Annotated in this window: 7 protein-coding genes; 4 read left to right on the forward strand and 3 right to left on the reverse strand. The window is 71.0% G+C overall.

Annotated features, from left to right (window positions below):
* Positions 1–47 precede the first annotated feature (47 nt).
* The 4 genes from M2283_RS19090 (at position 48) to M2283_RS19105 (ending at position 4,739) form a co-directional block, all read left to right on the forward strand.
* Entirely contained in the window at positions 48–1,970 is a 1,923-nt protein-coding gene (locus tag M2283_RS19090) for a hypothetical protein (RefSeq protein WP_280877473.1), read from the forward strand.
* A 110-nt stretch (positions 1,971–2,080) separates the two neighbouring features.
* Positions 2,081–2,947: a metal-dependent hydrolase gene (locus M2283_RS19095; protein ID WP_280877474.1), complete on the forward strand. Its 867-nt coding sequence runs from the start codon at positions 2,081–2,083 to the stop codon at positions 2,945–2,947.
* Positions 2,947–3,993, forward strand: a complete 1,047-nt coding sequence (locus M2283_RS19100) for a PDR/VanB family oxidoreductase (protein WP_280877475.1) — start codon at positions 2,947–2,949, stop codon at positions 3,991–3,993. Before M2283_RS19095 ends, M2283_RS19100 begins: the two co-directional genes overlap by 1 nt.
* A 56-nt stretch (positions 3,994–4,049) precedes the next feature.
* A complete protein-coding gene (locus tag M2283_RS19105; protein ID WP_280877476.1) occupies positions 4,050–4,739 on the forward strand; it encodes a TetR/AcrR family transcriptional regulator in 690 nt (229 codons plus the stop codon).
* A gap of 6 nt (positions 4,740–4,745) precedes the next feature.
* Here M2283_RS19105 and M2283_RS19110 read toward each other — a convergent pair whose 3' ends face one another.
* The 3 genes from M2283_RS19110 to pulA form a co-directional block, all read right to left on the reverse strand.
* Entirely contained in the window at positions 4,746–5,102 is a 357-nt protein-coding gene (locus M2283_RS19110; RefSeq protein WP_280877477.1) for a 5-carboxymethyl-2-hydroxymuconate Delta-isomerase, read from the reverse strand.
* A 33-nt stretch (positions 5,103–5,135) separates the two neighbouring features.
* Positions 5,136–6,758, reverse strand: a complete 1,623-nt coding sequence (locus tag M2283_RS19115) for a fused response regulator/phosphatase (protein ID WP_280877478.1) — start codon at positions 6,756–6,758, stop codon at positions 5,136–5,138.
* Positions 6,759–6,827: 69 nt separating this feature from the next.
* Positions 6,828–12,257: a pullulanase-type alpha-1,6-glucosidase gene (gene pulA, locus M2283_RS19120; RefSeq protein ID WP_280877479.1), complete on the reverse strand. Its 5,430-nt coding sequence runs from the start codon at positions 12,255–12,257 to the stop codon at positions 6,828–6,830.
* Between the last annotated feature and the right edge of the window lie 11 nt (positions 12,258–12,268).

Genomic DNA, 12,268 nt, shown 5'->3' on the forward strand with positions numbered 1-12,268 from the left:
CGCCCGGGCGGCGGTGACCAACCCACCATTCGCTCGTTTTGCTGAACGTGCAGCCACAGGATGTCGCCCCGCGCCCCGCAGCTTCCGCCGCCGACCCGGTCGTCGATGTCGAGCAGGCCGAGGCCGCGCTCGTCGAGCACTACCCGCGCCTGGTCCGGCTCGCCTATCTGGTGCTGCCGCCGAGCCTGGGCCGTAACCGGCGCGTGGTGACCGCGCACTCCCTCGCCCAGCGCGCGCTGCCCAGGGGCCGGGCGTCGGCGGCCGCGGTGATCCCGGCCCAGTCCAAGGGCCGGGACGGCGATCCCGGGTACGCCTTCCTCCGCCTCCAGGTGCTGCGTACGGCGCTGGAGGCGGGCCTGCCGCTGCGGTTCACGGCGCTGCCCAAGCGGTCCCAGCTGCCGCCGCTGCTCCCCCAGGTGTGGGGCCTGCGGCTGTTCCCGCGCTCGGGCGGCGCCGACGAACTCGCCCTGGACCAGCGCCTGTCCGCCCTGTCCGGCCCGGCCCGCGCCGCCTACGTACTGCGCGGCCTGGAGCGCCTCCCCGACGGTGACGTCGGCAAGGTCCTGACCGCCGCCGGGGTCGCCGACCCCGCGGCCGCCCTGCGCGAGGCCGACGAGGTGGCGGCGCAGTACGCGCTGCTCGGCTCCCCCGAGTTCGACCCCTGTGCGCTGCACGCCCGGCCCACCGACCTGATGCGGCGCCGCCAGCACGGCAAGGCCGCTCTGGCCGCCGCCGCGGCGCTCGCCGTGTGCGGAGCGCTGCTCGGCCTGCCCGGCGACGGCTGGGCCCCCGACGGCGCCGCCGCGCCCGTGTACGCGCAGAACCCGGCCGCCGAGGCCGCCCTCGACCCGGCCAAGCTGACCAGGGTCGCGCCCACCGCGTGGGAGTCCGCCGCGCGCACCGACTTCTCCGTCTGGCCCGCCCGCGGCGACCTCACCGGCGACACGGGACTGCTGCGCCGCGCCCTCGCCGTCTGGGCCCGCCCCGGCGAGAGCGTCCAGGTCTCCGCGACCCCGGGCACCCCCTCCGGCGGCCCGGCCGGCCCGCCCCAGCTGCTGTACGCGGGGACCGTCGACAGCGCGCACGTGGTGATCCTCTACGACGGTCTGCGCATCGCCCGCTACGCCGAGCCCAGCGACGGCACCAAGGGTGCCGCCCTCGACTTCGCGCGCGTGGACGGCGCCGACCGCACCGAGGCGAGCGCGCTGGTGCTGGGCCGCGCCGACGGCAACGTGCGCTATCTGACGGCACCCTGGGTGACGAAGGCCGTCGAGCGGGACCTGATGAAGCCGAACGCGGGCACGATGGACCTCGACCTGGCCGCCGGCATCACGGCGCCGATGGCCGGCCCGGCCCAGCAGACCGGCAACTGCACCTCGTGGAACGTGCTGCAGCTGACCGACGCCACCGGCACCCGGCTGCTGACCGACCTCGGTGAACTGATCCCGGCCCACCTCACCACCGGCCGCCCCGGCTCGACCCGGGAGGCCTCCGGCGCCGAGGCGCTGCGCACCTGGGCGCCGTACGCCTGCTCGCTGGGCGCGGTGCGCTCGGCGGGCGTGCGCACTGTCAATGCCTGGGCCTACGCCGACCAGTCGCTGCCCGACACGAGCGGGACCGCCCAGTGGGTGTGCACGCGCGCGGAGACCTGGCGGGGTGGCGGCACGCGCGTGCTGGCGCAGTTCCACACACCGGGCGGGGCGTACGGGGCGGTCGCGGCGAAGGCCGAGAACGTGGCCGCGTGCGGGGCGAAGGACCCGAACGTGCTGGCCGGGGTGTTGTGGAAGTCGGAGGCGGGCGGCTGGTACCTGCTCGCGGCCGGGAGCCGGGGGACCTCGGCGATCAGCGCGACGGGCGGCATCAGCGCCACCTCCCAGGGCGGCCTGCTGGCGGCACGGGCCGAGCAGGGCGCCCGCGCCGAGCTGAAGGGCACCCTGGCGGACGGGCGGTCGATCAGCGGGCTGCGGTAGAAGGCTGCCGAGGGGCTGGGAGGCCGGCCTGCAGGCGCTAGCTGACACTCGCGTCAACAAGTCCCCGCAGGAGGGTTCCTCTGGGACTTACTCGTCAGTACATTGACGCCATGTCTAACACGCCGCTCAAGGCCCGGAACGTGTCGTTCTCCTGGGAGGACACGCCCCTGCACTGGGTGCCGGGCGATCCGTTCACCACGCACACCATCAACGTGCTGCATCTGCTGCTGCCGGCCGGTGAGCGGTGGTTCGTGCATGTGTACAAGCAGGTGCTGCCGTACATCCGGGACGAGCGGCTGCGCGAGGACGTCATCGGGTTCATCGGGCAGGAGGCGATGCACTCGCAGGCGCACGACGAGGTGCTGCCCCATCTGCGGGAGCAGGGGCTCGATCCGACGCCGTACACCGCGCAGGTCGACTGGCTCTTCGAGAAGCTGCTGGGCGACCGGACACTGCCGCCCGGCCGGGCCCGCAAGTGGTGGCTGCTTGAGCGGGTCGCGATCATCGCGGCGATAGAGCACTACACGGCGTTCCTCGGCAACTGGGTGCTGAACGCCGAGGAGCTGGACCGGCGCGGCGCCGATCCGACCATGCTGGACCTGCTGCGCTGGCACGGCGCGGAGGAGGTCGAGCACCGGTCCGTCGCCTTCGACCTGTTCACGCATCTCGACGGGGACTACCGGCGCCGGGCGCGGACCTGGGCCACGGCGTTCGGGGCGCTGGTGTTCCTGTGGCAGCGCGGGGCCCGCTTCTTCATGGCGAACGACCCGACGCTCGTCGACGGCAAGGCGTCCTTCAAGGAGTTCTATCTGCGCGGCAGGCGTGGCACGCTGCCCGCGACCGGAGACATGCTCCGGTCCATACCGCGCTATCTCAGCCGCGCCTACCACCCCTCCCAGGAGGGCTCCACGCAGCAGGCGCTCGCCTATCTGGCCTCCTCCCCCGCGGCCACGGCGGCCGAGAAGAGGGCCGCGTGATGCCGAAGCCGCTCGGTGTCGCGGCCGTCGCGGGGGCCGCCCTGCTCGTGCGGCGGGCGATGCGCCGCCGGATCCAGGCCTCGCCGCTGTGGCCGATGCCGGCGCTGGAGCGGCCGGTCTCCGGGCAGCCGCGTTCCCGGGCGCTCAGGCTGCTGGTCGCCGGGCACGAGACGGTGGCCGACGGGGTCGTACAACTGCGCTTGGAAGGACGGGACTTGCCGCGCTGGGAGCCGGGCGCGCATCTCGATCTGGTGCTGCCCTCGGGGCTGGTGCGGCAGTACTCGCTGTGCGGCGATCCGGAGGACACCTCGTCGTACACCGTCGCCACCCGGCTGGTCGAGGACGGGCGGGGCGGTTCGCGCGAGGTGCACGAACAGGTGTGGGAGGGCATGGAGTTGGAGGTGCGGGGGCCGCGGAACCGCTTCCCGCTCGTCGACGCGCCGGCCCATGTCTTCGTGGCCGGCGGTATCGGGATCACGCCCGTGCTGCCGATGCTGCGGGCGCTCGGGGACGGTGCCGAGTGGCGGTTGCTGTACTGCGGGCGGACGCGCGCGTCGATGCCGTTCCTGGAGGAGATCGAGAAGCTGGGCAAGGGGGGCGGCCGGGTCACCGTCGTCGCGGAGGACGAGTCCGGACTGCCGGACCTGGACGGGCAGTTGGCTGATATCCCCGAGGACGCCGCCGTCTACTGCTGCGGGCCGGAGGAGCTGATGGCGGCCGTGGCCGAGCGGGTCCCGCGGGTCCGTCTGGAGCGCTTCGCGCCCCGCCTGTCCGCCGACGGCAACAGTGCCTTCGAGGTCGAACTCCGGCGCAGCGGACGGACGTTGACCGTGCCCGCCGATTCGACCGTGCTGGCCGCCGTACGTGCCGAGCTGCCCGACACGGCGTACTCCTGCGCACAAGGGTTCTGCGGGACCTGTCAACAGCGGGTGCTGGAAGGGGAGGTGGACCATCGGGACGAGTTGCTGACGGACGCGGAGCGGGCCGACTCGATGCTCATCTGCGTGTCGCGTGCGCGAAGTGATCGTCTCGTGTTGGATATGTGAGCACGCCCGGCCGGACCGGCCCGTTCCCGGCTGGATCCGATCGGTAAGGTGTTCGCATGACTACCGGGGTACGCCGCAGAATGGGAGTCGAGGAGCGGCGGCAGCAGTTGATCGGCGTCGCCCTCGAACTGTTCAGCCAACGCTCGCCCGACGATGTGTCCATCGACGAGATAGCTTCGGCCGCGGGCATCTCGCGCCCGCTTGTCTACCACTACTTCCCCGGCAAACTCAGCCTGTACGAGGCCGCGTTGAAGCGGGCCTCGGAGGATCTGGCGGCCCGGTTCGCCGAACCGCAGGAGGGTCCGCTCGGCAACCGGCTGCTGCGGGTGATGCGCCGGTTCTTCGACTTCGTCGACGACCACGGGCCCGGCTTCTCGGCGTTGATGCGCGGCGGCCCGGCCGTCGGCTCGTCGGCGACGAACGCGCTCGTGGATTCCGTACGGCAGGCCGCCTACGAGCAGATCCTGTCGCATCTGGGCGTCGAGGATCCGCCCGCGCGGCTGGAACTGGTCGTCCGTTCCTGGATCTCGCTCGCCGAGTCGACCGCGCTGATCTGGCTGGACGGACGGCGCATCCCGCGCGGTGAGTTGGAGGCGCAGCTCGTGCACGACTTCGCCGCGCTGGCGGCGGTGAGCGCGGCCTACGACGACGAAATGGCCGGGCTGGTACGTGAGATGGCGCTGGGAGAGCCGGCCGACAGCCCGTTCACCGAACTGGCCACCCGGCTCATCGCCCTTGCCTCCTGAGCGGGCTCAGCGCTCGAACTTGCGGTAGGAGGCGTCGAGTTCGCGGACCTCGGCGGAGGCGTGCAGCACGAATCCGTCGTCCTCGATGTACTTGCGCAGCAGCTCCAGCACCGCCTCCGTGAGCTTGGCCTTGGTCTCGTCGGTGCGGCCGGCGAGCAGGCCGATGGTGACGTGGATGATCGCGTGCCCGGCGTCCAGCGGGTCCTCGTAGCCGAACGCGGTGACGGTGCTCTCCCGGAACTGGGTCTTGCACGCCTCCGGCTTGGCGGCCGCGATCTCGACCGTCGCGGCGTGCAGGTCCCGGGCGAATCCCTCCTGGTCGAAGAAGAGGGCGGCCGAGTGGTCGACGGTGATCTGCGGCATGGGTACTCCCCGTTCTAAGGTGTCGGGCCCACCCTATTTCGTCAGGCGCAGGGCCAGCATGGCGATGTCGTCCTCGCGGTCGTGGCCGAAGGAGGCGAGCAGGGTGTCGCAGAGGGCGTCCAGGCCGGGCAGGGCGCCGGAGGCGGCGGCCCGGAGCTGTTCCATCGAGACCTCCAGGTCGACGCCCCGGGTCTCGATCAGACCGTCGGTGATCATCAGGAGCCGGTCGCCGCGCTCCAGGAACAGCTCGGTGGGCGTCGGGTGCGGCAGGCCGAGGCCCAGCAGCGGGCCGGAGGCCTTGGCGTACTCGGCGCTGCCGCTGTCCCGCAGGATCAGCGGCGGGATGTGCCCGGCGTTGGCGATCCGGATCCGCCCGGTGCCGGGGTCGAGCTGGACCAGGCAGACGGTGGCCGTCAGCTCCGGGTGATAGCGCCGCAGCATCCGGTCCAGGCGCTCGGCGAGCACGGCCGGGTCGCTCTCCTCGACGCAGTAGGCGCGCAGCGCGTGCCGTATCTCGACCATCACGGTGGCCGCGTCCAGCGAGTGCCCGACGACGTCGCCGACCGCGGCGAGGACACCGTCGTCCAGGCGCAGCGCGGCGTAGAAGTCGCCGCCGATCTCGGTCTCCCGGGAGGCGGGCACGTATCGCACGGAGACGTTGATGCCCGGCAGCTCGGGCAGCTTGTGCGGGCGGGGCAGGAAGCTGTGCTGGAGGGTGAGGGCGACATGCCGCTCGACCTGGTACATGAGCAGCGGTTCGGCGGCCAGCGCGGTGGCCTGGGCGAGCTGGGCCAGCAGGGCCTCGCCCTCGGGGCCCAGGCGGCGCATCCCGCGTGCGGGCGCGGCCAGGCAGACCGGGGCGCGGCCGTCCTGGGTGAGGACCAGCGCGAGGCGGGCGTCGTGCTGCACGCCCGGCCGGAAGAAGCCGGTCGGCCACAGCGGCGCGGGCACGGTGGTGAGCTGCACGTCGGACTGGCCCCGGGTGAGCCGGCGCAGCAGCGCGGACACGGCCCGGTGGGCGCCCTCGTCGGGCAGGGCGACGGCGGTGCGGTCCCGTGACAGGCCGCGGTAGAGCTGGTCGTCCTGGTCGAGGACGAAGACGGCGGCCGGGGTGCCGGTCAGCCGGGCCGCGCCGTCGGCCGCCGCGTCGGCGAGTTCCTGCGGGGAGCGCGCCGACTGGATGGCGACGATCGTCTCCGACTGCAGCGTCAGCCGCCGCACCAGCGCCTGGTTGTCGGCCCGCAGCCGCGCGGAGCGCACGGCGGCCCGGACGACCGCCTCGATCTCCTCGGGCTCGGCGGGCACCGTCAGATACGCCTCGTCGCCGGTGTCCAGCCCCTGGCAGCGGATGGCCGGGGCCACGAGCGCGGCCGAGAAGTGCACGACGGGAATGCCCGCCGTGTGCGGCCGCTCCTTGAACCGGCGGCACAGCTCGAAGCCGCTCATGTCCGGCAGGCCCACATCGACCAGGGCCACATCGGGCAGGGTGCCCTTGCGCTGCCGCTCCGCCAGTTCGTCGAGGGCCTCGCCACCACTGGCCACGGCGACGACCCGGTGGCCGGCCCGGCTCAGTACCGAGCCCATGGCATACCGGCTGGCGGCCACGTCGTCCACGACCATGACCGTCGTACCTGTCGGCTTCTCGTCGACGTCCATCTGCCCCGCCTTGGACCCTTACCGTGGGGCAGACCCGGGTTCAAGGTCTGCCCCACCAAGGTAATGCCCTTATCGCGCGCTGCGGGAGAATACCGTCACAGTTCGCGCAGGAACGGTGAACGTGCCCGATTCCCGCTCGTAGGTGGCGGACTTCACTACGGCGTCCGCGCCCGCCGCCTGCACCGGGTGCAGCCGGTAGCCGGTACCGGCCAGCGCGCCGACCCGCTGCTCCTGCGCCTTGGGCGTCGCGTTGAACACGACCACGAGATCACCGAGTTCCATGGTGATCACGCCGGGTGTCTCGTCCTTCCCGGACAGCGGGAAGGAGAGCTTCGCCCGCACCTGTCCGGCCGTGTCGAGCGAGAAGACGCGCTCCGTCGTACGGATCTTCAGCAGATCCTGGTACGCGGCCGAGGCGCCCTCGATCTGCCCGCACCCGACCTTGACCGACGTCAACAGGGCTTTGGCGTACGGCCACTTGGAGGCGTTGTCGGCCGCCATCGGCAGCCCCCGCCCGAAGCCGTTGCCGTCCGCGCAGTTCCAGTGGATCGCGTTGAACCAGTCACCGCTGTCGAAGGAGTTGCGGTCCAGGGACTTGGAGCGCAACAGGTCGGTACCCGCCTGGGACAGGGACGGTCCCTGCGAGAGGGTGGCCGTCGCCATCGCCAGAACCTGCATACGGGCCCGGTCGGCGGCGCTCGTCGAGGCGGGCAACTTGTAGGTCAGGGCGTCGAAGAGGGACTCGTTGTCGTGCGCGTCGGCGTACGCGAGGGCGTCGCCGGGCGCGTCCGCGTAACCGGCGGGCTGGCCGTTGTAGTCGACCTCGGCGCCGGAGACCTCCTTGCCGTCGGTGTCCGTGAAGGTGAAGGCCTTCAGGTTGCCGGACAGGCCGACCTTGATCAGGTCCTGGTAGTGCAGCAGGCGGGCCTTCTGCTCGGCCGAAGTGCCGTTGTTCGTCGACGAGTTGGGGTCGGTGTACAGCCCCGACGCGAAGCCCTGGACGCCGGGGTCCTCGTCGAAGGGCCCGCCGCCGCGCACCGCGTCACGGGCCCGGTCGGAGAAGGTGGCGATGCCGGTACCGGCCATGTTCTTCTGCGTGGCCTGCACGAAGCGGGCGTCGTCGGCGACCTCGCCGAAGTTCCAGCCCTCGCCGTAGAGGATGATCTTCTTGCCGTCGACGCCGTCCTTGGCGGGGGTCAGCGCGTCCAACGCCCTGCGTACGGCAAGGATGTTGACCTTCGGCTGATGCCCCATCAGGTCGAAGCGGAAGCCGTCGACCTTGTACTGCTTGGCCCAGGTGACGATCGAGTCGACGACCAGCTTGCCCATCATGGCGTTCTCGGTGGCGGTGTTGGCACAGCAGGTGCTGTTGGCGACCGAGCCGTCGGCGAGCAGCCGCTGGTAGTAGCCCGGCACGATCCGGTCCAGGACGCTGGTGTCCGCCTGTCCGGCCGCCGCCGTGTGGTTGTAGACGACGTCCATGACGACCCGCAGACCGTCCTCGTTCAGCGACTTGACCATCTTGCGGAACTGCACGGTACGGGCCGTGCCGTCCGGGTCGGTGGCGTACGAGCCCTCGGGGACCGTGTAGTGGTACGGGTCGTAGCCCCAGTTGTAGGCGTCCTTCGCAGCCGACTTCGCCACGCACGCCTGCTGCTGGTCGGAGTCGGCCGGGTAGGAGGCCAGATCGCAGTCGGGGCTCGCCTGGTCCGCCTTCTTCTCGGGGATGGTGGCGATGTCGAAGGCGGGCAGCAGATGCACGTACGACGTGCCCGCCTTCGCCAGCTCACGCAGGTGCTTCGAGCCGTCGCTGCCCTTGGCGGCGAAGGCCAGGTAGCTGCCCCGGTCCTTCGCCGGCACGGTGTCGTCCGCGACGGAGAAGTCCCGGACGTGCAGCTCCTGGATCTGGGCGTCCTTCAGCGGCACGGCCTTGGGCTTGGTGTAGGTCGACCAGCCGCCCGGCGCCAGGGACCTGTCGGCCAGGTCGACGACGAGGCTGCGCTCGGAGTTCGCGGTGAGGGCGACCGAGTAGGGGTCGGTGACCTTGTTGGTGACGACCTTCCGGACGGTCGGCGCCCATACCTTGACGACGTACCGATAGGGCTTGTTCTGCCAGGACTTGGGGCCGGTGACGGACCAGACGCCGGTGGAGGCGTCGCGCTTCATCGCGACGGTGGAGCCGTCCAGCTCCAGGGCGACGCTCTGCGCGGTGGGCGCCCAGACGGCCAGCGTGGGGCGGCCGTTGCGGAAGGTCGGACCCAGGTCGGCCTTCGTCGCCGCAGGGTAGAGATCGTCCAGTACGCCGGCGGTCTGCACGCCGGTCGCCGCCAACACGGCCCCGTTCGCGGCGCGTTGGGACGCGACGAGCTGGCCGTCGAGGGACGACCGCACTCGATCGCGGTCGCGCGGGTCGACCGACCAGGCCGTGTAGTCCTTCAGATGGGGGAACTTGGCCTTCTGGGCGTCGGTGAGGGTGGTCTTCGCCAGCCGCAGCCACCGCTCGTCGTCGCTGGTCAGCGTCCCGTCCTGGACGGCGATCGAGCCGTCGCGGGAGGAGAGGAGCTGGGTGGAGGCGGCCGCGTCGGAGCCGTTCCAGGCGACTGTGTTCCGGTCGATCCAGATCGCCTTGGAGGTGGTCAGGTCCAGGGCGGCCGCCGAGCCCGCCGGCTGGGGCAGCAGGTACTTCTCCTGGCCGTTCAAGAGCCACACCTCGTGGCCGTTCGCCGTGAGGTCGAGGGACTGGTCGGTGGAGAGGTCCTTCTCGTCGCCCTTGTGGAGGATGTAACTGAGGCTGGTGGCACCGGCGTTGAGCGGCACCTCGAAGACAGCTCCATAGGCGTCAGTCTTCACCGGCTGGAGTGGGCTCGACCAGTCGGTGGGGTTCGCGGCGCCCGTCCAGACGTGCAGGCCCCAGCCGTCGTAGTTCCCGTCGGCGCGGTGGTAGTGGAGGACCGCCTTGGTCGTGTCCTGCGCCGGGTAGTCGGGACGCGTGGTCTGTACGCCCTCCTTGCCCTGCTCGATCCAGACCTCGCCGGTCTGGGTGACGTCGATCGAGCGGTCGGCGGAGACGTCCTTGTTCCCGTCCTTGTCGATGACGAGGAACCCGACGTTCGAGGCGCCGGGCTTCAACTTGACGTAGGCGAAGGCCCCGTAGGCGTCCCGGCCGACGAAGGGGTGGCTGTCCGGCCAGGTCGTCGCCTCACCGTCGGCGAGGTCGCCCCAGGCGTACAGGCCCCAGTCGGCGTAGTCGCCGTCGGTGCGCTTGTAGTGGACGATCGCGTAGTCGCGGGAGGAGGCGGAGGGGACCTCTTCGACGGGCGGGGTGCCGGAGGCGGACGCCGCCGTCGTGCTCGCCGTGCGTCCCGCCGAGTCGATGACAACCGCCTTGTACCGCAGGGCGGTTCCGGCCGGCACGTCCTTGCCGACGGTCTGGGTGACCTTGTACGGGGCGTGGTCGGCGGAGCCGAGCGTCCGCCACTTGCCGTTGCCGATCTGGGCGGCGAAGACGACGCGGTTGAGCTGACCGCCGGTGACGTCTGCGGAGAGTTCGACCGTGCCGGTGGCGCCGGCGTCGGGGGCCTTGAGGGTGATCGTCGGTGCGGTGGCGGGCTTGGCGGGCCGGCCGGTCGCCTTGAGGACGATCGCGGAGCCGGCCGGGACGGTGACGGTGATCTGCTTGTCGGCGTCGGAGGTGACGGTGGCCGAAGTGCCGTAGATCCCACGGAAGTTCATGGCTGCCGAGCCAGTCGCGAAGGTGGCCGTCTTCGCCTCGCCCGCGTTGTTGAAGGCGACGACGTACTCGGTCCGGTCGGTGCCGGTACCTGTGCCCGCACCGCTGCGTGAGAAGGCGTAGATGCCGGAGCCGTCGGCCGCGTAGCGCTCGGTCTGGATGCCGTCGGTGAGGGCGGGGTTGGCCTTGCGTAGCTTGGCGAGGGCACTGATCTGCTCGTAGAGCGGTGCGCTCGTGTCGTACGCGGCGCTCGCGTGGGTGCGGTCGGTACCGATCTCGTCGTCGTCGAGGTAGTCGGCGACCTTCGAGGCGAACATCGTCTGGCGGGCGTCCTTGTCGCCGCCGGAGCCGGTGAAGCCCTGCTCGTCGCCGTAGTAGACGACCGGGTTGCCGCGGCTGAGGAACATCAGCTCGTTGGCGAGCTTGTCCTTGGCCAGGATCTCGGCGTCCGTGGCCTGCGGGTTGTCCTGCTTGAGGAAGTACCCGACGCGGCCCATGTCGTGGTTGCCGAGGAAGGTGACCTGCTCGTAGGCGTTGGCCTTGTCGGTCGTGTACTTGTAGTCGTCGCCGAAGACACTCGCGAGCTTCCGTGCGCTGCCGCCCTGGGAGGCGTAGGCGCGGGCCGCGTCCTGGAAGGGGAAGTCGAGGGTGGCGTCGAGGCGGCCCTGGGTGACGTACGGCGAAGTGATCGAGGTGTCGGCGGAGTAGACCTCGCCGAACATAAAGAAGTCCTTACGGCCGTGCTGGGCCGCGTAGTTGTCGAGCGCGGTCGCCCACTGCGTCCAGAACTCCATGTTCACGTGCTTCACGGTGTCGATCCGGAAGCCGTCGATGTCGAAGTCCCGTACCCAGCGCTGGTAGATCTTCTCCATGCCGGCGACGACCTCGGGCCGTTCGGTCCACAGGTCGTCGAGGCCGGAGAAGTCGCCGTAGGTGGCATTCTCGCCGGCGTAGGTCGAGTCGCCGCGGTTGTGGTACATCGTCGGGTCGTTGAGCCAGGACGGGACCTTGGCGTTCTTCTTCGCGGCGGGGACGGTCGGCGTCCTCGGGAAGGAACTGGCGTCGACGGCGGGGAACTTGCCCTTCCCGTCGGCGTAATCGGCGTCGTCGAAGGGCTCGCCGTCCTTGGTCAGGTACGGGAAGGCGCCCTTGGAGAGGTAGTCGTAGGACTTCTCCTCGTAGTCGACGACGTCCGCCGTGTGGTTGGTGATGACGTCGAAGAAGACCTTCATGCCCTTGGCGTGCGCCTTGGCGATGAGGGTCTCCAGGTCCTTGTTGGTGCCGAAGTGCGGGTCGACCCGGGTGAAGTCGGTGATCCAGTAACCGTGGTAGCCGGCCGAGGCGTCGCTGCCGGTCCCCTGCACGGGCTGGTTCTTGAAGATCGGGGCCATCCAGATGGCGGTGGTGCCCAGGCCCTTGATGTAGTCGAGCTTCTTCGTCAGGCCCTTGAGGTCGCCGCCCTGGTAGAAGCCCTTGTCGGTGGGGTCGTAGCCGGTGCTGAGGCGTGAACCGGTGAGCCCGCCCTGGTCGTTGGCCGTGTCGCCGTTGGCGAAGCGGTCCGGCATGACGAAGTAGAACTGCTCTCGGGTGTCGTCGTGGCGGGCGGGCTCGGCGGCCAGTTTCGCGTCGGACGGGGGTGCGGGCGGGGCCGCCGCGTGGGCGACGAGGGGCTGCACGAAAGCTGCGACGAGCGCGGCGGCGATGACGCCCGCGATCCTTCTTCGGTGCGTGATGCGGCGCGTCCGGGGCGCCGGCCATCTCGGTATCACAGGCGTGAACT

This window comes from Streptomyces pseudovenezuelae, assembly GCF_029892565.1.
Lineage (GTDB): Bacteria > Actinomycetota > Actinomycetes > Streptomycetales > Streptomycetaceae > Streptomyces > Streptomyces pseudovenezuelae_A.